Genomic DNA, 25,197 nt, shown 5'->3' with positions numbered 1-25,197 from the left:
TTCTTAGCCTAAACCTATTTTATAGATGTATGTTTAAACCGGCAGATGAATGCATCTGCCGGATAAACTAAATTTAAGGAGCTTTAATTTGTTCTATCTTTATATACACTTTCATATCACTAGGATTAGTTCCGGTTGGTCCATTATTAGCCCCACCCATTATAGTTACAAGGTATGCTACTTTTGTAGTTCCCTGTTCTATCCAGCTGTAATATCTAAATTCCGGTCCGTTATTAGATCCCTGATAAATACCAGGATCTCCCCAATTCCCTCTGACTGATGTTGTAGCTTGATTCCAGGTATTATCAGTTGTTCCTCCCCATTGGCTTGGTGGAAGTACAACAGAATTACCAGAGTTGGTTGTCACTCCACCTCCATAACCTCCAAGGTGATTGTACATCAACGTTTTGTTTCCTGCTGCATTACTTCTTATCTGAGCATCCGCATTTTGTACCTGATTGGTATTATTGGTAGCAGTTCCAGAAGCTTGGTCACTATGTCTCAGAAATGCTCTTACAGTATATAAACCATCCGGTGTGGTAAGGGCTACCTGAAAACCTCTGGTATTAGTACTAGGATCTACAACATATTTCAGAAAATCCATGGTAGCCGCCACCTGTACATCAGCTTTAACCTCTTTCCCCACTGTAACACTGGAACAAGAATTGGTAATTGATGGATTTGCCGTATAAAAAGGCGTAAGGTCAAATGTCATACCGGTAGGGGCCTCCTGTGAAGTAGTAGGTGTACCGCTGATAGTAAAATTCAATGTACCAGATCCAACTTCAAATGTTCCTGCGCTTAGGGTTACTGTTACTGCAGCGTTTCCAACAGACTGTAAAGTCACCCCACTATAACTTCCCCCGTTACCGGCTACATAAGGTATTTTTAAGATGGTTCCTGTCGAAAAAGCAGTTCCGCCTGTGATTGCCTGTGCCGGATCCAGATATACTTGTGTGCATTGTAATGTTGCATTAGGTGCAACAGAAGACTTATTGTCTATTCTTCTCCATTCCGTTCCGTTCCAGAAAAAATATCCTCCTGTAAGGATAGTTCCACTATTATATACCAATAGTCCTTTTGGCTGATTGCCAATATTATTATCTCCATCGGCATTAAGGTCCATAGTGGAGGATGTTAAATTAACCCTTGGCGCCAAAATGCCTTGGTTGGTAGATTTAACATCCAATGCGGCATAATTGTCTGGTATTGTACCGATACCTGTTGTTCCTTTGCTCGTTACAATAAAATCATCAGCAAGCTGTACTGCAGTGGGAGTTCCTGTGGTAGCATTGTTTTTACCACCATCTATATTGAAAACGCCCTGTGGATTTTGTGTATTAATCCCCACCTGTCCGAAAGCTAACGAACCGATCGTTAATGCAAAAATTGTATAAAATTTATTTCTCATTTTGTGTAATAATTTTAGAAGAATGGAAAAGAGTTTTACAATTACTCCTTTCCTAAGTTGATATATTTGAATTTATGTTTTTATTATATAGGGCATTTAAAAGAAGGTGGAGGGCGGATCTGGATTCCTAGCAGAAAAGTCCTTTCGAATAATCCTGCTTTGAAAGATTGTTTTGGAAAAACTTTATTTTCGTATACGACAAACATCTTGTATTTGTTCTGTAATACTCCCTGTTTTTCCTTAAAAGTATTGGTTATGATAACAGCAATATTTACTGATTTCTCATTAGAAATTATAACAGAGTTTCTTTTTTCAGATATATAGACTTCCCGTTTGGAAACCAATTTTAAAGCCGTCTTTTCTTTTGTTAGACTTTTAGATTTTCTTACGGTTTTAGCAAAAGAGGTCGGTGATGATTTTTGTAGAGTAGGAACAGAAAGCACAACCACTTTGATATTGGAAATTTGTTCCGGATTATGCATTGTGGTGATGTCTTTTACATATAATAAAACCGGACTATCTTTTTTCTCTGTATGAAAAGGAATACTGTCTTTTATATGTAGACTACCACCTGTACTGATGTATAATTGTGCATTGGTATTATAAAAAGAGCATAGCAAAAGAAGCATGTTGGATGCTTTTTTTATACTATAACTGCTTTTCTTTACATGCATTTTTTTACCTCTTAAGAATTAAGAAGCAAGATTAGTCTTATTTTGAGCTGTAATAAAGGAATGAGATACGCTGCAGATACTTCATGAGTACAATTAGACATACTACATAGATACGATCAAAAAGTGCAACATGAGATTAAATCACTTATTATCAATATTTTACTGTAATATAACGTATTTTAATTTGTGATGGTATTTTCAAAATGCGGAGCTAAGTAAATACGTTAAAGTATATCCTATTTTAATATAAGTACGAACTAAAATTCATGAGATGTGGAAAATTAAACTTTAGTAATATGCTGCAAATTCTAGAACAGGGCTTCTCCAATTCCTGAAGATGCCCCGTAATCCAGATTATTATATGATTAAAATAGATGTTTGGTGTATTTATGCTTATTTCAATGCTGCAATATATTTTCCTGCCTTCATTCCTGAAAAGATACATCCACCCAGAAAAGTGCCTTCCAATGCCCGGTATCCATGCATTCCGCCGCCGCCAAAACCAGATACTTCTCCTGCAGCATACAATCCTTCCAGTATTGTATTATCTTCCTTTAAAACCTGTCCGTTAAGATTGGTTTTAATTCCTCCCAACGTTTTGCGGGTCAGAATATTAAGCCGAACGGCAATCAGTGGTCCGTTTCCGGGATCTAATATTTTATGCGGTACAGCTACACGACCCAGTTTATCACCCAGATATTTTCTGGTGCTACGTATATAATTTACCTGAGTATCTTTTGAAAACGAATTATCCAATTCCCTGTCCCTGGCTTCAATCTGTAATTTTATATATTCATAATCTAAAAGATGATCTCCCGAAAGCATGTTCATTTTTGAGACGAGATCTTCCAAGGTATCAGAAACAATAAAATCTTTTCCGTGCTCTTTAAATGCTTCTACAGGACCAGGTGCCTTTTTTCCAAAGATCCTTTTTAAAAACAGTGCATAGTCTTTATTGGTAATATCGGGATTCTGCTCAGATCCGGAAAGGGCAAATTCTTTTTTTATAATTTTTTGAGTCAGAATAAACCATGAATACGAAAATCCTGAATCCTGTATATATTTTAGGGTGCCCAACGTATCAAATCCAGGTAAGAAAGGGGCGGGGAGGCGTTTTCCTTTTGCATCAAACCAAAGTGAAGACGGCCCCGGCAAAATCCTGATTCCGTGATCCGGCCATATAGGATTCCAGTTTTGCAGGCCTTCCGTATAATGCCACATTCTGTCGCGGTTGATCATATGAGCTCCTACATTTTCTGCAATACTGATCATTTTCCCATCTACATAGGCAGGAACACCACATACCATTTTTTCCGGTGCCTTGCCTAACCGTTCCGGCCAGTTTTTCCGAACCAGCTCATGATTAGCACCTATACCGCCAGATGCTATTACAATATGCGGTGCATGATACGCAAATTGCGATACAATCTGCCTGTTGGTCGGTGCCCCTCTTTCCTGATCATCTTCTTTCAGAACATCTCCTTTTACACCGGTTACTTTTCCATTTTCAGTAATAAGTTCGGTAACGCGATGTCTGAACTGCATCTTTAGCAATCCCTTTTCCTTTGCTGCATAAGCTTTTTCTACAAAAGGTTTTATAATTCCGGTTCCGGTACCCCAACTTACATGAAAACGGGGAACCGAATTCCCATGGCCGTCTGCAGATCCATCACCACGTTCTGCCCATCCAACCATAAACATCAGTTTTATTCCCATCTTAGAAATATATTCGTATTTTTCCTTTGCTGCGAATTGTAAATAGGCTTCAGCCCATTGTTTAGGCCAGTAATCTTCCTCACGGTCAAATCCTGCAGTACCTATCCAGTCCTGTCTTGCCAACTCATAAGAATCTTTGATTCCCATTATGCGCTGCTGGGGTGAATTGATCAAAAACAGTCCGCCAAATGACCAAAAAGCCTGTCCGCCGATATTCTGTTCCGTTTCCTGGTCTATCAGTAATACTTTTTTTCCGGCGTTGGTGATCTCCATTGCAGCAGTGAGGCCGGCCAGTCCGGTTCCGATGATGATCGCATCGGGTTGAAATTCTTTATCCATATATTGTATTTCTAAAGGTCTATTTCTTCTATACACTAATATAAAAGTTTTTTTTCCTAATACGAAGAAAATTTAGGATACAGAGTAATCAGTATATTTAGAATTTATACATAGCCATTCTTTCCAAAATAGTAATATAATGGAGAGACTAGTCACGACTGTAAAATGTAGTATTAGGACTGATCAGGCTTTGAAATAGGCTTAAATACCGGAGATTCCCCGGAGGAAAAGTTTCTTTCCTCCTCGTCAAGAGTTTATATGGTTTTGTTTTTTCTAACTCTTTTAAGATAAAGAAATTATTGACAGAAATATTATATATCAGTCTGTTTACTTGCTTTATCCTGACGCTTGGTCAGCTTATCAGCTTTCTTTTCTTTTGCTGTTTTCAACGCTGGCGTCTTATCTGATTTCTTTTTACCGTCTTTTTCTTTTGCCATAATGGAATATATTTTATTAATGGTAAAGGTGGCCTATTAAAAGCCAAAAAACTTATACTTATCTTTCCATTTGTTGCATAAATCATACTTCTTACTTGTTTCTATTTTTTTAATATAAATAAAATCAACCTTTTGCGCGATAACAATTCATTAAAGCGTAACTTTGGGTATAATGACGTGTACTGATTTACGATATTAGGTGGATCTGCTTGAAAGTTCTTATACAATACAATGAAATTGTATATAAAATATATGGTGAGTCTTCGGTGTAAAATGGTCGTACACGAAGAACTGAATAATCTGGGTATAAAACATGCTGTTGTAGATCTGGGTATGGTAGAAATACTGGACGATATCACCAGACAGCAGCGAGAAATACTGAAAGAGAATCTGCTGAAATCCGGACTGGAATTACTGGATGATAAAAAGAGTATTCTTATCGAGAAGATCAAAAACGTAATTACCGAAATGATTCATTATTCTGAGGAAATGCCCAAAGAAAATTTTTCAGATTACATCAGCGAAAAATTGGGATATGATTATACTTATCTTGCCAATACATTTTCAGAAGTAAAAGGCATTACCATTCAACATTTCATCATCGTTAATAAAATTGAAAAAGTAAAAGAACTGCTGTTGTATGATGAACTCAATCTCACAGAGATATCTTATAAACTCAATTACAGCAGTGTCGCCCATCTTTCCAATCAGTTCAAGAAAATAACCGGACTTTCTCCTTCTTTCTATAAACAGCTAAAAATCAAACGTAAAAATAATCTGGAAGACCTCTAAATATATGGGATATATATAACTTTATTATAATGTTGTACAACATCATCCATTTAAAACGAGTCATCTTTGTATGATAAATACCCTAATTATGGAAACCAATCACAACAGACCCCGTACCCCCTTTAAAATTACCGGAGACTGGAAAACACAGTCAAAACAACTGAAAGAAAAATTTTCAGTTTTAACCGATTGGGACTTGCTGTTTAGTGAGGGTAAAGAAAGAGAACTCGTTGAAAAAGTAGGAAACAGATTGAGAAAGAACAGGGAAGAGGTAATCGATCTTTTAAAATACATCAATCTTTCTTCAATATAATCCGGAGCTGTATGAATCATACTCAACTTGAAAAATCAAAAGTACACGATACTGTTGAAATGATAGAATATGTTCCGCACTCTGTGGTAAGCAAAACTATTGTAAACAAATCAACGGGCAGCGTCAGTATTTTATCTTTTGATGCCGGTGAAGGAATGACCGAAAAAATTTCTCCTTTTGATTCTTTCATACAGGTTGTAGAAGGAAACGCAGAAATTATTATCGAAGAGCGTACTTTCTTTTTAGAAACCGGACAGTGTATGATCATCCCTGCCCATAAATCCAATTGTATTAAAGCAAATGAACGTCTTAAAATACTGATCACCATTATCAAAAGCGGGTATGAATAAATTCCCAAAAAATTATCCCACTACTCATATTCTTAATCATTTAATGCAATTTTCTTCTTTATGAAAACCATTCATCTTTTTCAATTTAAAAAATCCATTACCAGCGAACCGCCTTTTTTCAATGAAAAATACAGACCTCTGAACGTAGATGATTTAATAAAATCCAATGCAGTTAATACCGAAAAAGTAAGAGAATTTATTATGGATGTTTCGGATGATTTCATTTTTGAAAATACACATATAGAAGATCTGCTGCGGATGTGCCTGAATGCCCGCCAATGCATTGATCATCATTTTGGTGCTGTTCTAAGCGATCCTGTTTCAGTGTAAAGTAATCATTCAATTGTTAAAATAATTGAACGATCCGGACAAAATTGATCATGTAACAAAAAAAACAATACAGTAAAACCGATTGCTATTTTTATCATTCTTTGATTAAACGAAAAGTAAGATTAATACGTGGCTGCATGGGTTTTACGGATTTTGCGATCCGATGTTCCCAATGAGTTTGAAGATCTCCTTTCATAATAAGCAGTGAACCATTTAATAATGGCAAACTATATTTTTTATGATGATCATCAACTTTACGAAAGTCAAAATTCCTAACCTGTCCGAGACTGACAGACGCAATAACAGGCCGAATGCCCAATTCACTATCTTTATCCCTGTGCCAGGCAACAGAATCATTGGCATCACGGTATAAATTCAGCAATACCGTATTGAACTGATATCCCGTACTTTTTTCTATGTTTTCCTTCAGTGCCAACAATTCGGGAGACCAAGGATTGGTATGTACCATATTATTTCCTAATTTGTACGATTTCCCTTCCTCGCCGTACCAGGCAGTAAGTCTGGGGGTAAGAACCGTTTTATCATACATTTTTTGAGAGGTTTCTCTCCATGAAACATTTTCTATCAGCAGTTCGTAAAGCATTGCTGCTTCCGCTGCTGATAGAAAATGTTCTGTATACTCCAATAACTCTTCAGGGAATTGATAATATTCATCTGCATTAAATAAACTAAGTTGATCCATTACAAATAAATTGTTTTTCTTTTCGTAAAAATTCTTTTAATTTTGTCCCTGAGCATTGGAGTATTTATCTAATCAAGAGGCTTTCGGCCTGAAATAAGATTATAAAGCACTACAATAACAGCTATTACCAATAAAACATGAAGTAAATAACCTGTACTGATTCCCGGTATTACATTTAACATTCCTAAAAGCCAAACAATAATACAAATAACGGCGACTAACCATAATAGACTTCTCATAATGTAAATTTTTAAAGTTATATAAGTTAATACTAGCATATTTTGTGCCTTTTATAATTATTATGCATGAATTTTTAGGCAAAATTCATTCAAAATCAGTATTCAAATTTTAAAATCAACCATAAAACAATGATTTTTCACAAGGAATAAATATTTGATTTGCAGGATATTATATATTTAAAATCGAATAATCATTATATCAGCTAATTTATTTTCAGCTTAAAAATGGATTAATGTAAAGTGTGGTATCTAAATAATGATTTGCCTTTTTTATCCACTTATTAAAGCCGATATTTTAATGATATATCAGAATTTTCCCCTTGAAAATATTGTAAATATTCAAAACAGAGCCTGATATATGATGATCTATTTTATTCTGTAATTTCTATCCAGTTCCCCTCGGGATCTTCCACAATACTTTCATAATATCCATCACCGGTAGTTCTGGGCTCTCCAACAATAGAATAACCATCAATACGTAATTTCTCAGTCAGTTGATCGACTTTTTCTCTGCTGCCCACCGATACTGCCAGATGAGCATAGCCCATTAACATACCTCTCGTAACATTATTGTCTATACAGTCAGGACGCTGCATCAGTTCCAGCCGAGTAGAAGAATCAGTATCAAATGATAAAAAGTAAGAGGCATATTTCTTTGCATGATTCTCGTATTTTTCATTACTATTCATTGCAAAATATTTCATATAAAAAGATCGCATCACTTCCAGATTACGACACCAAAGTGCCATGTGTTCAAATTTCATCTGTAAAATTTTAATTAAAATTAGTTGTTAAAACATTTTGCAAATTTATGCAAATTTGCATAAGTTTGCAAAATAAAATAATAATTGAATGGCAACACCTAGAATAATCAAAGCAAAAAGAGCCACACAACTCATATTTTTAGTATGCGGATTGGGCATAGCAAGTTGGGCTCCAATGGTACCAATAGCCAAAGACAGGCTTGGACTTAACGAAGCTGATTTAGGATTGCTTCTTCTTTTACTGGGAGGTGGAGCATTGCTAATGATGCCACTGTCTGGTATTCTCATTAACAGAGCAGGAACCCGAAAAGTCATTGCCGGAAGTGTCGTATTAAGTGCTTTATTACTGCCTTGGTTGTTGGTGATCTCAAACATATACATGATGGGAGTTTTTCTTTTTGCATTCGGATGCAGCATAGGAACCATTGATGTCGCCATGAATGCACACGGTGTACAGATTCAGAATGAGTATGGGAAACCTATTATGTCATCATTGCATGGATTATTCAGCGTCGGAGGACTTTTCGGATCACTTGGATTAGGATTTTTAATGAAAATAGGTCTTAATCCTATTTATGCAGCAGTCAGTATTTCCGGGCTTCTTATTTTTCTGCTGGTCATTCAGTTCAGGTATTTGCTGGGATATAAAGAAGAGAAAGAAATCATTATAAAATTTTCGCATGCTGACAATAAAAATAATGATATAACACGGTTTCAATGGCTTAATTCAAAAATAATATTGCTGGGAACGATGTGTTTTATTGTATTTCTTTCCGAAGGAGCAATGCTAGACTGGAGCGCTGTATTTTTAAGAGATAACAAAGGTGTTGAGCCTGCATTTTCAGGAATCGGATACGCAGCATTTTCAGTCGCAATGGCGGTTATGAGATTATCGGGAGATTCTTTAGTCAGTAAGATAAGCAGCAGAGTAGTCGTGATAGGAGGCAGCCTTGTCGCTTCGTTTGGAATGCTCATCTTAATTTTCAGTCCATGGATAGGTTTATCTTTACTGGGATACATCCTGCTGGGACTGGGTGCCGCGAATATTGTTCCGGTATTCTTCAGTGAGGGAGGACGGATTCCGGGGATTTCATCAACGGTAGCCATTCCTGCTATTACCACTATGGGATACGCAGGACAATTGGCAGGGCCGGCATTATTAGGCTTTATTGCTCACCATTTTTCTTTGACCGTTGCCTTCGAAAGTATAGCTTTGCTGTTTATTGTCGTTGCATTACTCTATAAATTCAGAAATAACTCACCGGTATGCTAAAAGAAGAACGTTTTGAGATCATACTGACTCAATTAAAGGAAAAAACAAAGGTAACCTTTGAAGAACTGGCTGTAGGTCTTCAGGTCTCTGAAGATACTGTACGAAGGGATATTGAAGTCCTTCACCGAAACGGGCTCCTGTCAAAAGTAAGGGGTGGTGCTATGCTAAGAGAAAAAGATCCTCTTTCCTTTCATGACAGACAATCATTTTCAACAGATGAAAAAAATGTGATCGCTTTAAAAGTACAGCCTTTCATTAGAGACGGAATGACGGTATTCATGGATGGAGGAACCACTATTGCTGCCGCTGCCCATGATATGCCCGCCAATATCAAGCTTCGTGTGATTACCAATAATATGTCGCTCATCCCTGTACTGAGTAGATTTAAAAATATAGAACTGGTGGTTTTAGGAGGAAATTATGATCCAGATCTCGCTGTTACTGCAGGACCGGCAACCTGCCATGAAGCATCTCAATACATTGCCGATCTTTTTATCATGGGAACCTGCGCAGTAGACGGAGTATTTGGAGTTTCAGCAACATCTGATGCGGATGCAGAGACAAAAAAAGCAATGATCCAGTCTTCAAAAAAAATCATTGCACTAGCAGATCAAAACAAACTCCGCCGTACAGAGCCATTCAAAATATGCAGTATCAGTGATATTCATATTTTAATTACAGATTTGCCGGCAGATGATTCAGAACTGGAGCCTTTAAGAAACTCAGCTATTCAAATCGTATAACCTGTCTAGAAAGATAGCGAGTACAAAAAACAATATTCTTAATGTTAATGTATCTTAATAGTATGTAAACTGTTCTTTTTTTGCGGTAACTTAGAAGTATATCTAAAAAACATCTGATATGAACACTTCAAACGCAAAATCTCTCCAACAAATTAATGTTAATGGTAAAACGTATTCCTACAGCTCTCTGAAAAACCTTTCGGCAGGAGTCAGCCATCTTCCATTCAGCATCCGTATTCTTTTAGAAAATGTACTGAGAAATTACGATGGCTTCAGTATTACCGATGAACATATCAATACCTTACTCAGCTGGACTCCGGCATTTACGGATAAAGATATTCCGTTTAAACCGGCAAGAATCCTGATGCAGGATTTTACAGGAGTTCCGGCCGTTGTAGATATGGCCTCCCTGCGGGCGGAATTTGTGCGCCAGGGAAAAGACGGACAAAAGATCAATCCGGCTATCCCGGTGGATCTGGTGATTGACCATTCTGTTCAGGTAGATTATTTTGGGACAGATTATGCGTATGATAAAAATGTAGAACTGGAGTTTGAAAGAAATAAAGAACGGTACGAGCTTTTAAAATGGGCACAGCATGGGCTCAATAACTTTACGGTAGTTCCTCCCGGTATGGGCATCTGCCATCAGGTAAATCTGGAATATCTGGCTAAAGGAGTCATCAGCAGAGACGGCTGGCTTTTCCCGGACACCTTGGTAGGAACAGATTCTCACACACCCATGGTGAATGGAATTGGAGTGATTGCATGGGGTGTCGGAGGGATAGAAGCAGAAGCCGCAATGCTGGGACAGCCGATCTTTTTTACCTGTCCTGAAGTGGTGGGGTTAAAACTGACAGGTAAAATCCCTGATCACTGTACCGCAACTGATATGGTACTTTCTATTACAAAAATATTGAGAGATAAAGGAGTGGTAGGGAAATTTGTTGAAGTTTTCGGGGATGGTCTGGACCATCTGACGGTAACCGACCGTGCGACTATTTCCAATATGTCTCCGGAGTTTGGCTGTACGGTAACTTATTTCCCAATTGACAACAGAACATTGGAGTATATGCATTCTACCAACCGCTCCCCTGAACAGATCCAGATTGTTGAAGAATATTGCAAAGAAAATCTTTTATGGAGAACAGGAACCGAAGAAATCATCTATTCTTCCGTAGCAGAACTTGATCTTTCAACATTAGAGCCTACCGTATCTGGACCTAAGCGTCCTCAGGATAAAATTTTAGTAAAAGATCTCAGTCATAAATTCTCTGAAGTGTTAATAGATGAACACCACCGGATATATGAGCCTATTTCCAAAAGAACAGACTATGCATGGCTTGCCGATGGTGGATCAGGAACTGAATTTACCTTTGGAAAAGTACCTATTGAAGGAGAATTGCATTCTGAAGTTATTCAGGATTCTCTGCGTACCGTAAGAATCAAACATAATAATTCCGAATTTACGTTGAGTGATGGAAGTATTGTTATTGCAGCAATCACCAGCTGTACCAACACTTCAAATCCTGCGGTAATGATCGGAGCAGGGCTGCTAGCCCGAAATGCTATTGAAAAAGGCCTCAGAACTAAAAGCTGGGTAAAAACATCTTTAGCACCAGGTTCTAAAGTCGTTACAAAATACCTGGACCGTTCCGGATTAAATACAGATCTTGAGGCGCTTCGCTTCCATACCGTTGGATATGGATGTACTTCTTGTATCGGGAATTCAGGGCCGCTTCCTCCTGCAATTGCTACAGCGATTGATAAAGGAGAACTGGTTGCCGCTTCAGTACTTTCAGGAAACAGAAACTTCGAAGCCCGTGTTCATCCGCAGGTAAAAATGAATTTTCTCATGTCTCCGATGTTAGTTGTAGCCTATGCTTTAGTAGGACACGTTGACATCGATCTCATCCATGATCCCATTGATTATGACCCGAATGGACAGCCTGTGTATTTAAAAGATATCTGGCCTTCACGGGAAGAGATTCAAAAAACGATTAATGAATGTATGAAACAGCAAGATTTTGAAGAAGTATATAATGTGATCTTTGACGGGGCAGAAGACTGGCAGAATTTAGAAGTGAATCTTGATCAGAATTTTGAATGGAGAAAAGATTCTACCTATATTAAAGAAGCTCCTTTTTTTGAAAATATCAATGCTACTCCTGATGTGGTAACCGACATAAAAAATGCACGGGTACTGCTGTATCTGGGAGATTCTGTAACAACCGATCATATCTCGCCCGCTGGATCATTTAAAGAAGATTCTGCAGCCGGAGGGTATTTAAAAAACAACAGCGTCAATAAAGAAGATTTTAATTCATACGGTTCCAGAAGAGGAAATCATGAGGTCATGATGCGCGGTACCTTTGCCAATGTAAGAATCAAAAACAAAATAGCAGATAAAGAAGGAGGATACAGCAGATATCTGCCGACCGGAGAAGTGAAAACCGTATACGACACTGCTATGCAGTACCACAATGACAATACTCCTTTAATTATACTGGCAGGAAAAGAATATGGTTCAGGTTCGTCCCGTGACTGGGCTGCAAAAGGTACTTTCCTGTTAGGAGTACGTGCAGTTATCGCTGAAAGTTTTGAACGTATCCACCGAAGCAACCTCGTAGGAATGGGCGTCGTTCCGTTGGTTTTCAATGAGGGAGAAAATACCGAATTATTAGGCTTGGACGGTACAGAATCCTATACCATTACCGGTTTAGAAGAAAACCTGGTTCCTCATAAGATTCTGAATGTACATGCAGTCCATCCTTCAGGAAAAGAAACTCAGTTCACGGTTAAAGCCAGACTAGATTCTGCCATAGAAATTGAGTACTATAAAAATCAGGGAATTCTGCAGTATGTATTGCGTGATTATTTGAAAAATAATTAACCCTAAAATGTAAGAACAGCTCCTCCCGTTAAAGAGGAGCTTTTTTAATAATACAATGGATCACCCAAAAATATTTCCTGTTCTATTTATTTTAACGATTAAAAAATATACCTTTTGTAAATTAAAAAATGAGCTTCTCAGAAACATAAATTGAGCTTTACAATAACAGTGTAGTCCATGTTAATGAGTAAATTTGTTAGATTTAATTAAAGTGCAGAAAAAAATGGAAGTAAAAAAAGAATTGAAAACATTAAGCTATTCCGGTATATTTCTCTCATGCTTTTCGGAGTACAGTGAAAAATGCATTCATGCAACGCCTGAACACACTTTGGTTTATCTCTATTCGGGAGAGCAGATTATTGAAGACAGAGGAGAAAAAATGATCATAAAAGCCGGAGAATGTGCCTTTATCCGAAGAGATCACCGAACACTGATGTATAAAAACAGCATTGGCGAAGATTTGTATAAAGGTATTTCATTAACGTTTAAAAGATCCGTTTTGAGGGAATTTTACAGTAACATGAAGAAATCTGAAATCCCTGAAAACCTTTCTATTTCTGAAAAAAATATTTTTAAAATAGAACCCCGTCCTGATATCACCAGTTTATTTCAGTCGCTGACACCTTATTTTGACGATAATACAAAACCCACAGAAGGAGTAGTACATTTAAAATTACTGGAAGGAATTTATGCATTACTTAATAATTCTGAATTTCTATATCCCATCCTTTTTGATTTTACAGAACCGTGGAAAGTAGATATCATAGAATTCCTGAACCAAAACTACATGGATGATCTCAGTATGGAGCAAATTGCGTCTTACACGGGAAGAGGTTTGGCAACTTTCAAAAGAGATTTTAAGAAAATAAGTGATCTGACTCCCCAAAAGTGGCTGATTAAAAAACGTCTTGAAGAAGCTTATTTTAAATTAAAAGAGGAGGGAAGAAAAGTACAGGACGTTGCAATGGAAGTAGGATTTAAAAACTCATCTCATTTCTCAACAGCATTTAAAAAGCAGTACGGATTTCCACCTGCAGAGCTTTAAAAATGCACTTCTGAGAAAGATATATTGAGCCTCACAGCAAACCCATTGTGAGGCTTTATCTATAATTTTGCTTTGTATTAATATGATAAACAATGCAAAACAAAGAGATTTTAGAAAGGTTAAAAAACGGTGAACCCATTCATCTTCATGATCCTGAATATTCCAAGATCAATGCGATTGTCAGCAAAACCATACAGCTGTCTCAGCAGCTTAATCAATCTTCGGATATTGCACAGATACGTCATTTCCTTGGCGAGATTACAGGAAAAGAAATAGAAAAGAGTACAACAATATTTCCTCCGTTTTATACCAATTTCGGACAATTTATCACCATTGGTAAAAATGTTTTCATCAATCATGCCTGTTCCTTCCTGGATATGGGCGGTATTACCATAGAAGACGATGTTTTAATAGGCCCGAAGGTCAATCTTATCACCGAAAATCATCCATTGCATCCAGAAGACCGGAGAGCAATCATCACCAAACCTATCGTTATCCAACGCAACGCCTGGATTGGTGCCAATGCTACCATTCTTCCGGGAGTTACCATCGGGGAAAATGCAGTGGTAGCAGCAGGAGCGGTAGTATCAAAAGATGTTCCGGCCAATACCATTGTAGGAGGTGTGCCAGCAAAATTCATTCAATCAATTCATAAACAATCATAAGATGAAAAAATTACTAGTCATTATAACAGCGCTTTTATTTTTAGGACAAGTTTCAGCACAGAGCTCTCAAAAAGAAAAATCAGAAAAAACAACTATGAAGCTTATTTCACCAGATGCTTATACAACCTTCAAAGTAAACAGCAACCTTAGCATGTATCGGGTCAGTTTTAAGAATCAATATGCTATGGAGGTTGTAGGACACCTTTTTATTCCAAAAAGTTTTGACCTCCAAAAAAAATATGCTGCTATTATTGTAGGCCATCCTATGGGCGCCGTAAAGGAGCAAAGTGCTGATGTGTATGCAGCACACATGGCAGAAAGGGGCTTTATTACGATGGCAATAGATGTATCTTATTGGGGGGAAAGTGCAGGCGAACCAAGAAATGCTGTTGCTCCCGACATCTATTCTGAAGATTTCAGTGCAGCCGTCGATTTTTTGGGAACCCGCTCGTTTGTAAACCGTGATAAGATTGGCGTTATTGGCGTTTGCGGAAGTGGGAGCTTTGTCATCAGTGCCGCAAAAATAGATCCTAGAATGAAGGCCATTGCCACGATAAGTATGTATGATATGGGATCAGCAAGCCGTAACGCTTTACAACATTCCCAAAGCCTGGAACAAAGAAAGAAATTAATAGCAGAGGCTGCTGCACAACGCTATGTAGAATTTACAGGAGGAGAAATAAAGTATACCGGTGGAACAGTCCACAAGCTGGATGAAAATACCCATCCTATCCAAAGGGAATTCTATGATTTCTACCGTACTCCAAGAGGTGAATACACCCCTAAAAACAGTTCTCCGGAACTAACCACTCATCCTACATTGAGCAGCAATACAAAGTTTATGAATTTTTATCCGTTTAATGATATAGAAACTATTTCACCGCGCCCTTTGCTTTTCATTACAGGAGATCAGGCACATTCCAAAGAATTTAGTGAAGATGCCTACCAGCATGCTGCCGAGCCCAAAGAATTATATTATGTTCCGAATGCAGGCCATGTAGATTTATATGATAAAGTAGAACTCATCCCTTTTGAAAAGTTGGAATTATTTTTCAAAAAAAATCTTTAAATCATAAAATATACCTCCCTAAAAAAGCATTGGTATACCTTTAAGAGCAGTTGATACGAAATGTACATCCTTTATTTTCCTGATTCTATACTTTTGGATCATGAAAAAGAGTTTCTTCCTTCGTTTGGCGCTTTCAGTAATCTTACTGATGCATAGCATACATTCTATCTTAAGTGGAGACGTTAATAATTTCGGGCTCCACTTTCTCAATACTATAGGTTTTAGTCCGTTTGGACTGTATCTTGCCTGGGCCATTAAATTGACCCATCTTATTTCAGCTCCATTACTTTGTATGAACCATTACATAAAACCTGTGGCGATCTGTAATATCTTAATTTTTATCTTTGGGATCTATTATGTTCACCTTCAGAACGGATGGTTTGTAGTAGGCGGTGGGACCAATGGTGTTGAATTTAACTTCCTGCTTATATTCTGCTTTCTCAACCTTATGTATCCTGAAATTACCCTGGGAGGTACAAAAACACACAGTTCGTAGACCAATTCAACGATTTCGTAGTTTTTCTGTTTTTATATTACGTAGAAAGATATTACTTTGTATGGTAAAACCTAATTCCCTTGAAGCCCAATATATCATCTAAATTATACACCCATCTGACTTTCTGGATACTCTATTTACTTCTGGAAGTGTATCTGGATTTTTATTGGTCTAGGTACCAGTTTCCGGATTTCAAATGGCAGGTACGACTTCAGAATACCGTTATGCTGGAGTTAGGATACTTACTGATCAAAATTCCGCTTGCCTATGCGCTGTTGTATGTTTATGAAAAAATAAATATTCACAGGATTTTCAAATATCTTTTATGCGTAATTATTCTGGTAACGGGAGTACTGATACACCGGTTTTTCACTCATTATATCATTTATCCGTTCATTTATGGAGTAACGGAAACCCTCGACGGGCATCAGCCTTCAGGATTTATTAACGGACTGGTAGCGTTCAACGCATTTATGGATCTTATTTTCATGGTTGGCTTGGTCTTCGGAATAGAAATTACCAGACAGAAAAACCTTCTGAATCAACAAATTTCAATACTGAAAGCAGAAAAGCTTGATCAGGAACTCACCATGCTGAAAGCCCAGATCAATCCGCATTTTCTATTTAATACCCTTAACAATATTTACGGAATGGCATTAAAAAAAGCCGATGAAACTCCCGATGTCATCCTTCAGCTTTCCAAAGTAATGCGGTACAATATTTATGAAGCTGCGGTAAAAAGTATCGCTCTAGAAAAAGACATTGAAAATATTAGAGATTTTATACAGATTCAGAAAATCCGCCATCACCAGCTTTCTGTAGTTTTCAATGAAAATATTGATCATCCTTCACAGCAAATTTCACCGTTGATATTGATTCAGTTTGTTGAAAATGCTTTTAAACACGGCGTTTCTGAAAGTCTGGGGCATTCATTTATTAGTATTGATATCCAACTGAAAAATGGAATTCTTACCTACCGAATTGAAAATTCCAAAGAGCAAAGATCTCAGGGACAGTCAACCAAAATGGGACTGAAAAACATCCACAGACAGCTTGAATTATTATATCCCAGGCATACGCTCAGCGTTGAAGATCAAAATGACCGATATATTGTAGAACTAAGCATTGATTTTAATGATACATCCAGCCTCTAAAAAATACCGCTGCATTATCGTGGAAGATGAACCTATTGCAGCAGAAATCCTCGAAACCTTCATCTCCAAAGACGAAAACCTTCATCTTGTGGGAAAATGTGCCGATGCCGTGCATGCAAGCAATCTGTTACATACCCACAAAGTAGATCTTATGTTTCTGGATATCAATCTCCCTGTAATCAAAGGTTTTGATTTCCTGAAACAATTAAAAAATCCACCATTTGTCATTGTAACCACTGCCTATCACGAATATGCGGTAGAAGGGTATGAACTTGATGTCGTAGATTATCTGATGAAACCCATTCCTTACTGCAGATTTCTTACTGCAGTCGGAAAGTTTACGTACCTCCTCGAAGCAGAAGACGCTTTATTAGAAATTGCTGACCGCGATCATATTTTCATTACTATTGGAAAAAAGCAAATCAAAATAACCCTGGAGGATATTTTTTATATCGAAAGCTTAAGAGAATACATTCATATTCATACTAAAACCGAGACTTTCACGGTTAAAATGCCTATCAGCCGAATAGAAGAAAGTCTCAATCCCAAGCTATTTATACGGATTCATAAATCATATATTATTTCCAAGTCTAAAGTTGAAGTGAAATCCGCAAATATGATGCAAGTAAACGGCAAAAAACTCCCGATAGGCAGAACTTATAAGCCTTCTATAGAATTTTAAATAAAATTTATTCTTTCAAAAACACTCCAAAATAGAGTGTTTTTATTTTTAATAGACGTAAGCCGCTGTTTATATATTTATTTTCAGGGTTGGGGGAAATGGTTTTGCTCTTAGTTTACTAAAAAAATGAAAAGAACCAGAGATCTTGATTTTGTCGTGTTTATACAATCCTGATCCGGGAGCATTTCAGAATTTTGTAACCAATAAACAAGACAAAATATGTTACTTAACAATAAAAAGGTAGCCATTATTGGTGCCGGACCCGTAGGTTTAACCATGGCTATATTATTACAGCAAAAAGGAGTGGATGTATCCGTGTACGAAAGGGATACCGATGCACAAACCAGAATTTGGGGTGGCACGCTTGACCTGCATAAAGGTTCAGGTCAGGAAGCTTTGAAAAAAGCAGAACTGCTGGAAAGCTATTACGAAAAGTCTATACCAATGGGAATCATCATTACAGACGAACATGCCAATCATTTATTCACGAAAGAAATTACTCCTGAAAACCAATATGATAATCCGGAAATCAACAGAAATGATTTAAGAACAATGCTTTTTGACAGTTTAAAAAGCGGTACAGTTGTTTGGAACAGCAAAATAACCAGCCTTGATGAACAACAGGGAAGATGGCACCTGCAGTTTGAAAACCAGCCCGATGCTACCGCAGATGTTGTCATTATAGCCAATGGAGGAATGTCAAAGCTGAGAAAGTATGTTACGGATACCGAGGTTGAAGATACAGGAACTTTCATCATCCAGGGAGATGTTCCGGAACCCGAAATAAACTGCCCTGAATTTTACCAGTTATGCAATGGCAGCAGATTAATGACTGCTCATGGAGGAAATCTATTTGTTGCCAATCCACGAAATAATGATGCATTAAGTTATGGAATCATTTTTAAAAAGCCTGAAGAATGGGGCGATCATAATGGATTAAACTTTCATGATAAGGACAGTATTGTTACCTTTCTTTCCAGCAGATTCTCACACTGGGATGAGCGGTACCAACAAGTATTCCGTGCAACTTCTTTCTTTGTTGGACTCCCGACCAGAAAACTGCCATTAGGCAAACCATGGAAAACAGAGCGTTCTTTGCCGATAACCCTTATCGGAGATGCTGCCCACCTGATGCCTCCGTTTGCAGGACAGGGCGTGAATACGGGACTGATTGATGCCTCTGTTTTATCTGATAACTTAACGAATGGCACATTTGCAACCCTGCACGATGCGATCAGCGACTATGAACAGAAAATGTTTAGCTATGCTTTGGAAGCCCAGCTTGAATCAAGTAAAAATGAAATGGAAATGCGTGATACCAATTTTTCTTTCATGACCCTGATCAACCAGTAACTTTGAATTCCAATATGTTATTTTGATAATTTTTCATTTAATCATATATTTTGATGGAATAATTATTGCCTTATGACCAAAAGAGATCTAATAATTTATCCAAATCATGAAAATAGCAACGTATAATGTGAATGGAATCAACGGGCGGCTGCCGGTCTTACTTCAATGGCTGAAGGAAGCACAACCCGATATTGTCTGCCTTCAGGAATTGAAAGCTCCACAGGAACGTTTTCCAATAGAAGAAATTAACGCTGCCGGATATCAGGCGATCTGGAAAGGACAGAAAAGCTGGAACGGGGTTGCTATTCTCACCAAAGATCTTGAAATCACAGAAGTTCAGAATACGCTGCCCGGAGATCCTGAAGACGTTCAAAGCAGGTATATTGAAGCCATTATTGATCAAATGGTCATCTGCTGTCTTTATCTTCCCAACGGTAATCCTTATCCGGGACCGAAATTCGATTATAAACTGTCATGGATTAAACGTCTGAAAAAACGGACGAATGAACTCATCAGCATGGAACTTCCCGCCATTATCATTGGTGATTTCAATATTATTCCTACGGCATTGGATGCTCATCATCCGGAGCGGTGGGAAGATAATGCGCTGTATAGAATTGAAGTAAAAAAAGCCTATCAGGAACTGCTTAAAAAAGGATGGCTTGATTCTATCCGTACCTTATTTCCCGATGATGAAATCTATACTTTTTGGGATTATCTGTACAAATCATACGACCGGAATGCGGGATTAAGGCTGGATCATATTTTATTAAGTCCTTATCTCGTTTCCCGTTTACAATCGGGTGGAGTAGACCGCCATGTCCGGGGATGGGAAAAGACCAGCGATCATGCTCCTGTATGGATTGAATTACAAAAAGAAAAGTAATTATTTTTCTCATCAGAATGATTCATTTGATAAATTAATTATTGGTGGGAATTAAAACATTTTACGTAATATTAGAATATTAACTTAAACATTTCAATATATGAAAAACACAAATTTATTACTGGCGGCGATGATGACCGTAACGTTTGCCACAGCAGGATTTGCACAGAAAACAACTCCAAAAGCAGTAGGTTCTGATAAAGATAAACATGGCTGCATCGGTTCGGCAGGCTATACTTTTTCGGTGGTAAAAGATAAATGCATCAAGCTTTTTGAAGAAAAAATACAGCTAAAAGAAGCTGACTCCAAAAAATCCTATATAGCCAATGCGGTGGTTATTTTGAGTAAAGATGGGAAGAAAGCAGAAGTATTTATGCCTGATGCCAAAGGAAGCATCATACTTACCAGAGCTCTTGAATACAGAGATACCACGGTATATAAAAACAAAAAAGGAGCTTACGAACTTTCTAAAGATAAAGACAGTTATACTCTGAAAAAATCTAAGAAAATTATTTTCAGTATTTAAAACTTAAAAAGCCGGAGCCCAGATAACATATCTGGGCTCCGGCTTTTACTATTTACTAATAAATTATTTTTCCTTAAGATCTTTTTTGACCTGTTTCTCGGCATTCTCCGCTTTTTTCTCCTGAGCTTCTTTGTCTTTACGCTGTTGTTGACGCGTTTTTTTCTCAGCTCTTCTTTCTTCCCGGATTACTTTGTTGGATTTTTTATTGTATAAAGCGTCTACGATTCCCTGTCCGGTTTTGCTGAAAATTTTTATTTTCGGTTTGTCATGGGTTCCTGTTACCACGACCGGAAAACCGATCCATCCGGCAGGCGGCAATCCAACTCTTACCCGGAGATCCAGCAATCCGTTGAAGCTTGTCGTTCCGCTGATAGAAGGTCTTAAAATAGAAACCTTGAAGGTGAATTTATCAACATGGATCAGATTATTTTTAATGAACGTTTCAATAGTCACTCCTTTCATATCAGGATTATTAAACGCGTTAGCACCAATATCATCCCCAATTGCGGAAAGCATTTTCAGGTTTTTTACTTCCACATCACGAAGGTTTACAATACCGCCGCCTTCCAGTGATGGATAAATAGGGCTCATATTTTTATCAAAATCACCTTTCAGCTTATAATCCAGTGATACAATTCCTTTTACATTTTTTGCAGCAGTCGCCATTTCACGAACCATATCAATCTCTTTATACGCTCTCTCTACATTAAAATCCTGAACTTTAAGTGCTACATCATAATTAGCGGTTAACGGAGATTCGTCCTGATAACGGGCATGAATATTCATCCGGCTTCCAATAATGTCAAAAGAGGTGTTTTTAAGATAAACTTCTCCTTTATTTACAGAAGCCGTTCCTTTAAGATGATTAAGCCCTAAACCTTTAAATTCTACTTTTTTTGCATTGGCTTCCAGCGCTACATCCAGATTTTTCGGAACGATTACTACACCGCTGCTTTTTGGGTTTTCGGCTTTAGCGTATTCAACTTCTATAGATTTGTCAGTGTTGTCACCATTTTTAAGCGCCATAAATTCATCTATCAGAATATAATTGGAGTTCATGACAAACTTTCCATGAAGCGTCCCTTTTCTTTCAATAAAATAATTAATCGTGTTCAGAAGATAACCATTCAGTGCAAAATCTGATTTCCCGTAGGTGGCAAAAAATTTTCTGAACCACATTTTTTCATTTTCAAACTGGAAATTTCCTTCTTTAATATAAAATGACTTCGGCAAATATTCTGTAGTGGCTTTGATATCCTTTAATACCAGAGTTCCTCTGTTATCAAGTTTGCTGTATTGACCTGTAGTGGCATAACTTTGTCGTCCGTTAAGAGAAAGATCAGCCATAATCAATCCACTGATATCTAATCCTTTTTTAGCAAAAACTTTATAAATTCTACCTACATTTAAAACTCCTTTTGCCTTTACTTTATACAGCAGATCTTCAAAATTCTGTAAATCAGCATTCACAAAAACCGGGTTTCCCTCAAAATCAAACTGGAAAGGATTCAATTGTACTCCAAGGCTTTTGAAAGTACCATCGGTATTTTTAACATGGGCTGCCATGCTGATGTTTTGGATAGGGTTAGGATAATATTTGGTCTTCAGCCAACCGTTTTTAAGATTGATATATCCATTGGTAATGGGAAACAGCTTTTTATCGAGGCTGAAGATCCCGTCTGCTTTGATGTTGGTATCGATAAGACCTCTTATGTCGATATCTTTTAATCCTAATGCCTGATCTAATGTCTGAAGGTTAACCGCTCCTTTTACATCTGCTTTGATCTGCATTTCATTCAGTCCTTTCGTTTTTACTACCGCCCGGAAATTATTATTCGGGCCAAGATCAAAACTTAATTTTTTAAGATTCAGAGCCAATTGCTCGGTGTCCAATGACGGAAGATCCACATTGAGATCCATATTAAGGTTGTTCATAGGAACTGGAGCTTTCCCGCTGGATACAAATCCATTTTCTACAACCAGCTTGGCAATAAGTCTCGGCTTAAGCTTTTTAGGTTCACTGAATTTACCTTTCAGACTGAAAAACAGATCACTGTTACCTTCTATTTTCGTATCCTTTGCCCAGTCCAGATATTGTGGCGGCAATACGGAAATCATATCGCGAATCGTGGTTTTTTCAGATGCTGCATTGATGTTAAGATCATATCCATCTTTAAGAATACTTAAATCTCCGGTAAATTTTAATGGCAAATTATTGATTCTTAACTCATTTTTTCGTAGAACGAAAGTCAGTGCATTCGTATTGATTCTGGTAATCAGGTCGGCATGCAGTGTTTTTTGCTTCGCATAATAAATCCTGTTCAGACTAAAATCCACTTTATCAATATCCAGATTCGTTTTAAGATCAAAAATATCTTCACTTAATCCTCCTTTTCCGGTATAATTTAACCCTTTTGCATCTACTAAAACTCTTGCTGCATGATCATTATATCTGATATGGCAGTTCCTGAACTTAATAAGATCCAGTTTTATGGATGCTCCTTTTTCATTGCTGTCTTTCGGCGTTGTGGAAGGTTTGGAAATGTAGACGTTATAATTGGCTTCTCCTTTGGTATTCACAAAAACATTGGCGTAAGCATCCGTTACATATATTTCATCAATCTTCACTTCGCGGTTAAAAATCAGATTTTTTAAATTGATGCCTACAGAAACTTCTTTTGCCGCTAATAAAGTATCCTGTTGAAAAGGTTTCGACCCATTTAAAATAAGATCATCCACAGAAACCGTTAGGGAAGGGAAATGCCTGAAAAAAGTAAGATGTGTTTTCTTATAATCAAGTTTTCCGGCAAGATGTTTATTGGCAAATAATTTCACTTGTTGAGAAATCGTACCGGGAAATAAAATAGGAATGATAAACATCAGAAATAGAATTGATGCAACTGAAATTCCAGTCCATTTTAGAATTTTCAAAATTATTTTCTTAAATCTTTCCATAAATCTATAATTTTGATTCAACAATATGATTATTACATAATAAGTAAGAATAATGAATTATTTATTATCTAAAATCAAGCCATTTTCCCTGCATACATATTAAATTCAGAATCAAAAAGGGGAGGATACTTCATATTCTAAATACAGAGATTCTCAAAGAGGAAGTATTATCAATAATTTAATGCTCCGTTAAAAATAGACTTCTTCTTTATTGATAATTTTGAACAGATTTAACCGTTTATGCTGTACATATTTATTGTAGTTATTCTCCAGGCCTTTATTACCCTGGCAGTTTTACTTTGCCTGGCGCAAAATAGAAATTCTTTTCACAATATGTTACTGCTTTATATTGTGACCGTAGTCCTGGATATGGGCTATGAATACTTTATTATCAACAGATTCGGCTATGAATCTGTTCTTTACGAAATCCCCTGCAGCTTAAGAATCTTCAAAGGGTTACTTTTTCTGTACATTACCCTTTACCTTATTGAGAGCAAGTGGCGGGATAAGCTGAAGTATCTATTATATCCTTTCTGCATGATCGTTTTATTCCACACCTTTGCCTTATCTATAAAATTGTTCGGCTATAAAGAAGCAGATTCACTTTTACATCTGTATAAGACCTGTTTCTTCAATTTTTATATTTATTATTGGACCGGAAGTCTCAGCGTTTGTATTTTCCTACTTTATGTGTTTCAGAACCGCACCAAAAATCCTTTTGCTAAAAAATTCAGATTATTTTTATCGTTTGTTTTACTGAGTGCTTTGGCATTTTGGGGAAGTTTTACATTAGGACTGGACGTTTTGTTATTTCAAAAAATTTACAGCCTTCTGTTTTTAGTTCAATTTGCCTGGATTTTGTACGTTTATATTTTAACGTACCAGGAACAGCTGAAGAAACTGGCTGCTGCCATCGCTGAAGAAATCACTGTTAAAGAAAAATACCAATACAAAGATCTTTCTAAAATAAATTTTGAGGATATAAAGCATTCCATCTCCGAATTTTACAGCAACAGCAGGGTATATCTGGATGAAGGCTTTACCCTGGAACAGCTTTCCCAGTACCTCTCAGTTTCCAAAACCGATCTCACCATTACTTTCAGTCAATATCTCTCTTCTAATTTTCATGAATATACCAATCGTAACCGCGTGCTGCAGTTCAGGAGGATGCTTGAGGAAGAACCAGATGCGAATGTAACAGATCTTGCGTATCAATGCGGATTCAAATCCAAATCTACTTTTTACAAGTATTTTAAAAAGGAATTTAACTGCCTTCCATCAGAATATGCCTTTTAGCTTTTTGATGATGTTACAATTATTTAATATTTGTAAATACCAATAAATCAATTACTTAAAAACAATCACATACAAATTTAGTCTGTTAAAATTTAA

General features: G+C 37.1%; 25 protein-coding genes. 17 read left to right on the top strand and 8 right to left on the bottom strand.

Going from position 1 to position 25,197, the window contains the following annotated elements:
- Window positions 1-73: 73 nt before the first annotated feature.
- From SB679_RS01350 to SB679_RS01335, 4 genes are all read right to left on the bottom strand, one after another.
- A complete protein-coding gene (locus SB679_RS01350; RefSeq protein ID WP_410700442.1) occupies window positions 74-1,411 on the bottom strand; it encodes a hypothetical protein in 1,338 nt (445 codons plus the stop codon).
- An 83-nt stretch (window positions 1,412-1,494) separates the two neighbouring features.
- The gene (locus SB679_RS01345) at window positions 1,495-2,040 is read right to left on the bottom strand and encodes a hypothetical protein (protein WP_410700441.1); all 546 of its coding nucleotides are present in this window, start codon (window positions 2,038-2,040) and stop codon (window positions 1,495-1,497) included.
- A 438-nt stretch (window positions 2,041-2,478) separates the two neighbouring features.
- Window positions 2,479-4,140, bottom strand: coding sequence for an FAD-binding dehydrogenase (locus SB679_RS01340; protein WP_410700440.1), 1,662 nt, complete (start codon window positions 4,138-4,140; stop codon window positions 2,479-2,481).
- A 311-nt stretch (window positions 4,141-4,451) separates the two neighbouring features.
- A complete protein-coding gene (locus SB679_RS01335) occupies window positions 4,452-4,577 on the bottom strand; it encodes a hypothetical protein (protein ID WP_410700439.1) in 126 nt (41 codons plus the stop codon).
- Window positions 4,578-4,808: 231 nt separating this feature from the next.
- On the opposite strand from SB679_RS01335, the gene SB679_RS01330 reads away from it, so the two are divergent.
- From SB679_RS01330 to SB679_RS01315, 4 genes are all read left to right on the top strand, one after another.
- Window positions 4,809-5,369, top strand: coding sequence for a helix-turn-helix domain-containing protein (locus SB679_RS01330; protein ID WP_410700438.1), 561 nt, complete (start codon window positions 4,809-4,811; stop codon window positions 5,367-5,369).
- Between the two features lie 70 nt (window positions 5,370-5,439).
- The gene (locus SB679_RS01325; protein ID WP_410700437.1) at window positions 5,440-5,682 is read left to right on the top strand and encodes a hypothetical protein; all 243 of its coding nucleotides are present in this window, start codon (window positions 5,440-5,442) and stop codon (window positions 5,680-5,682) included.
- An 11-nt stretch (window positions 5,683-5,693) separates the two neighbouring features.
- Window positions 5,694-6,032: a cupin domain-containing protein gene (locus tag SB679_RS01320; RefSeq protein WP_410700436.1), complete on the top strand. Its 339-nt coding sequence runs from the start codon at window positions 5,694-5,696 to the stop codon at window positions 6,030-6,032.
- A 60-nt stretch (window positions 6,033-6,092) separates the two neighbouring features.
- Window positions 6,093-6,362: a heme oxygenase gene (locus SB679_RS01315; protein ID WP_410700435.1), complete on the top strand. Its 270-nt coding sequence runs from the start codon at window positions 6,093-6,095 to the stop codon at window positions 6,360-6,362.
- Between the two features lie 94 nt (window positions 6,363-6,456).
- On the opposite strand, the gene SB679_RS01310 is transcribed toward SB679_RS01315, so the two are convergent.
- From SB679_RS01310 to SB679_RS01300, 3 genes are all read right to left on the bottom strand, one after another.
- Window positions 6,457-7,065, bottom strand: a complete 609-nt coding sequence (locus SB679_RS01310) for an alpha-ketoglutarate-dependent dioxygenase AlkB family protein (protein ID WP_410700434.1) — start codon at window positions 7,063-7,065, stop codon at window positions 6,457-6,459.
- A gap of 68 nt (window positions 7,066-7,133) precedes the next feature.
- Window positions 7,134-7,304: a lmo0937 family membrane protein gene (locus SB679_RS01305; RefSeq protein ID WP_410700433.1), complete on the bottom strand. Its 171-nt coding sequence runs from the start codon at window positions 7,302-7,304 to the stop codon at window positions 7,134-7,136.
- A 371-nt stretch (window positions 7,305-7,675) separates the two neighbouring features.
- A complete protein-coding gene (locus SB679_RS01300) occupies window positions 7,676-8,068 on the bottom strand; it encodes a VOC family protein (protein ID WP_410700432.1) in 393 nt (130 codons plus the stop codon).
- An 88-nt stretch (window positions 8,069-8,156) separates the two neighbouring features.
- Between SB679_RS01300 and SB679_RS01295 the strand changes: the two genes are divergently transcribed.
- The 12 genes from SB679_RS01295 (at window position 8,157) to SB679_RS01240 (ending at window position 20,850) form a co-directional block, all read left to right on the top strand.
- Window positions 8,157-9,341, top strand: coding sequence for an MFS transporter (locus SB679_RS01295; RefSeq protein WP_410700431.1), 1,185 nt, complete (start codon window positions 8,157-8,159; stop codon window positions 9,339-9,341).
- Window positions 9,335-10,084, top strand: a complete 750-nt coding sequence (locus SB679_RS01290; protein ID WP_410700430.1) for a DeoR/GlpR family DNA-binding transcription regulator — start codon at window positions 9,335-9,337, stop codon at window positions 10,082-10,084. Before SB679_RS01295 ends, SB679_RS01290 begins: the two co-directional genes overlap by 7 nt.
- Before the next feature lie 118 nt (window positions 10,085-10,202).
- Entirely contained in the window at window positions 10,203-12,974 is a 2,772-nt protein-coding gene (gene acnA / locus SB679_RS01285) for an aconitate hydratase AcnA (protein ID WP_410700429.1), read from the top strand.
- 223 nt (window positions 12,975-13,197) lie between these two features.
- Complete coding sequence (locus SB679_RS01280; RefSeq protein WP_410700428.1) at window positions 13,198-14,019, top strand: helix-turn-helix domain-containing protein; 822 nt, start codon at window positions 13,198-13,200, stop codon at window positions 14,017-14,019.
- A gap of 92 nt (window positions 14,020-14,111) precedes the next feature.
- The gene (locus SB679_RS01275; RefSeq protein WP_410700427.1) at window positions 14,112-14,684 is read left to right on the top strand and encodes a DapH/DapD/GlmU-related protein; all 573 of its coding nucleotides are present in this window, start codon (window positions 14,112-14,114) and stop codon (window positions 14,682-14,684) included.
- 1 nt (window position 14,685) lies between these two features.
- Window positions 14,686-15,753, top strand: a complete 1,068-nt coding sequence (locus SB679_RS01270; RefSeq protein ID WP_410700426.1) for an alpha/beta hydrolase — start codon at window positions 14,686-14,688, stop codon at window positions 15,751-15,753.
- A gap of 100 nt (window positions 15,754-15,853) precedes the next feature.
- Window positions 15,854-16,249, top strand: coding sequence for a DoxX family protein (locus tag SB679_RS01265; protein ID WP_410700425.1), 396 nt, complete (start codon window positions 15,854-15,856; stop codon window positions 16,247-16,249).
- An 80-nt stretch (window positions 16,250-16,329) separates the two neighbouring features.
- Window positions 16,330-17,403 carry a sensor histidine kinase gene (locus SB679_RS01260; RefSeq protein ID WP_410700424.1) on the top strand — a complete coding sequence of 358 codons (1,074 nt, stop codon included), beginning with the start codon at window positions 16,330-16,332 and terminating at the stop codon, window positions 17,401-17,403.
- The gene (locus SB679_RS01255; protein WP_410700423.1) at window positions 17,384-18,085 is read left to right on the top strand and encodes a LytR/AlgR family response regulator transcription factor; all 702 of its coding nucleotides are present in this window, start codon (window positions 17,384-17,386) and stop codon (window positions 18,083-18,085) included. Before SB679_RS01260 ends, SB679_RS01255 begins: the two co-directional genes overlap by 20 nt.
- Before the next feature lie 219 nt (window positions 18,086-18,304).
- Window positions 18,305-19,438: an FAD-dependent oxidoreductase gene (locus SB679_RS01250; protein ID WP_410700422.1), complete on the top strand. Its 1,134-nt coding sequence runs from the start codon at window positions 18,305-18,307 to the stop codon at window positions 19,436-19,438.
- A gap of 106 nt (window positions 19,439-19,544) precedes the next feature.
- Entirely contained in the window at window positions 19,545-20,324 is a 780-nt protein-coding gene (xth, locus tag SB679_RS01245; protein WP_410700421.1) for an exodeoxyribonuclease III, read from the top strand.
- A gap of 100 nt (window positions 20,325-20,424) precedes the next feature.
- The gene (locus SB679_RS01240) at window positions 20,425-20,850 is read left to right on the top strand and encodes a hypothetical protein (RefSeq protein ID WP_410700420.1); all 426 of its coding nucleotides are present in this window, start codon (window positions 20,425-20,427) and stop codon (window positions 20,848-20,850) included.
- Window positions 20,851-20,913: 63 nt separating this feature from the next.
- Here SB679_RS01240 and SB679_RS01235 read toward each other — a convergent pair whose 3' ends face one another.
- Entirely contained in the window at window positions 20,914-23,805 is a 2,892-nt protein-coding gene (locus tag SB679_RS01235; RefSeq protein WP_410700419.1) for an AsmA-like C-terminal region-containing protein, read from the bottom strand.
- Between the two features lie 333 nt (window positions 23,806-24,138).
- Here SB679_RS01235 and SB679_RS01230 point away from each other — a divergent pair, with 333 nt between their 5' ends.
- A complete protein-coding gene (locus tag SB679_RS01230) occupies window positions 24,139-25,101 on the top strand; it encodes a helix-turn-helix domain-containing protein (RefSeq protein WP_410700418.1) in 963 nt (320 codons plus the stop codon).
- The last annotated feature ends 96 nt before the right edge of the window (window positions 25,102-25,197 follow it).

Source organism: Chryseobacterium sp. SIMBA_029, from assembly GCF_046535275.1.
In the GTDB taxonomy this organism is placed as follows: Bacteria; Bacteroidota; Bacteroidia; order Flavobacteriales; family Weeksellaceae; genus Chryseobacterium.
This window is presented reverse-complemented; position numbering and strand designations above follow the sequence as displayed.

What these genes read in the sequence shown, in the direction of transcription:
- SB679_RS01350 (WP_410700442.1), bottom strand. Translation starts at nt 1,411, where the DNA reads ATGAGAAATAAATTTTATACAATTTTTGCATTAACGATCGGTTCGTTA.
- SB679_RS01345 (WP_410700441.1), bottom strand. Translation starts at nt 2,040, where the DNA reads ATGCTTCTTTTGCTATGCTCTTTTTATAATACCAATGCACAATTATAC.
- SB679_RS01340 (WP_410700440.1), bottom strand. Translation starts at nt 4,140, where the DNA reads ATGGATAAAGAATTTCAACCCGATGCGATCATCATCGGAACCGGACTG.
- SB679_RS01335 (WP_410700439.1), bottom strand. Translation starts at nt 4,577, where the DNA reads ATGGCAAAAGAAAAAGACGGTAAAAAGAAATCAGATAAGACGCCAGCG.
- SB679_RS01330 (WP_410700438.1), top strand. Translation starts at nt 4,809, where the DNA reads ATGAAATTGTATATAAAATATATGGTGAGTCTTCGGTGTAAAATGGTC.
- SB679_RS01325 (WP_410700437.1), top strand. Translation starts at nt 5,440, where the DNA reads ATGATAAATACCCTAATTATGGAAACCAATCACAACAGACCCCGTACC.
- SB679_RS01320 (WP_410700436.1), top strand. Translation starts at nt 5,694, where the DNA reads ATGAATCATACTCAACTTGAAAAATCAAAAGTACACGATACTGTTGAA.
- SB679_RS01315 (WP_410700435.1), top strand. Translation starts at nt 6,093, where the DNA reads ATGAAAACCATTCATCTTTTTCAATTTAAAAAATCCATTACCAGCGAA.
- SB679_RS01310 (WP_410700434.1), bottom strand. Translation starts at nt 7,065, where the DNA reads ATGGATCAACTTAGTTTATTTAATGCAGATGAATATTATCAATTCCCT.
- SB679_RS01305 (WP_410700433.1), bottom strand. Translation starts at nt 7,304, where the DNA reads ATGAGAAGTCTATTATGGTTAGTCGCCGTTATTTGTATTATTGTTTGG.
- SB679_RS01300 (WP_410700432.1), bottom strand. Translation starts at nt 8,068, where the DNA reads ATGAAATTTGAACACATGGCACTTTGGTGTCGTAATCTGGAAGTGATG.
- SB679_RS01295 (WP_410700431.1), top strand. Translation starts at nt 8,157, where the DNA reads ATGGCAACACCTAGAATAATCAAAGCAAAAAGAGCCACACAACTCATA.
- SB679_RS01290 (WP_410700430.1), top strand. Translation starts at nt 9,335, where the DNA reads ATGCTAAAAGAAGAACGTTTTGAGATCATACTGACTCAATTAAAGGAA.
- acnA (WP_410700429.1), top strand. Translation starts at nt 10,203, where the DNA reads ATGAACACTTCAAACGCAAAATCTCTCCAACAAATTAATGTTAATGGT.
- SB679_RS01280 (WP_410700428.1), top strand. Translation starts at nt 13,198, where the DNA reads ATGGAAGTAAAAAAAGAATTGAAAACATTAAGCTATTCCGGTATATTT.
- SB679_RS01275 (WP_410700427.1), top strand. Translation starts at nt 14,112, where the DNA reads ATGCAAAACAAAGAGATTTTAGAAAGGTTAAAAAACGGTGAACCCATT.
- SB679_RS01270 (WP_410700426.1), top strand. Translation starts at nt 14,686, where the DNA reads ATGAAAAAATTACTAGTCATTATAACAGCGCTTTTATTTTTAGGACAA.
- SB679_RS01265 (WP_410700425.1), top strand. Translation starts at nt 15,854, where the DNA reads ATGAAAAAGAGTTTCTTCCTTCGTTTGGCGCTTTCAGTAATCTTACTG.
- SB679_RS01255 (WP_410700423.1), top strand. Translation starts at nt 17,384, where the DNA reads ATGATACATCCAGCCTCTAAAAAATACCGCTGCATTATCGTGGAAGAT.
- SB679_RS01250 (WP_410700422.1), top strand. Translation starts at nt 18,305, where the DNA reads ATGTTACTTAACAATAAAAAGGTAGCCATTATTGGTGCCGGACCCGTA.
- xth (WP_410700421.1), top strand. Translation starts at nt 19,545, where the DNA reads ATGAAAATAGCAACGTATAATGTGAATGGAATCAACGGGCGGCTGCCG.
- SB679_RS01240 (WP_410700420.1), top strand. Translation starts at nt 20,425, where the DNA reads ATGAAAAACACAAATTTATTACTGGCGGCGATGATGACCGTAACGTTT.
- SB679_RS01235 (WP_410700419.1), bottom strand. Translation starts at nt 23,805, where the DNA reads ATGGAAAGATTTAAGAAAATAATTTTGAAAATTCTAAAATGGACTGGA.
- SB679_RS01230 (WP_410700418.1), top strand. Translation starts at nt 24,139, where the DNA reads ATGTTACTGCTTTATATTGTGACCGTAGTCCTGGATATGGGCTATGAA.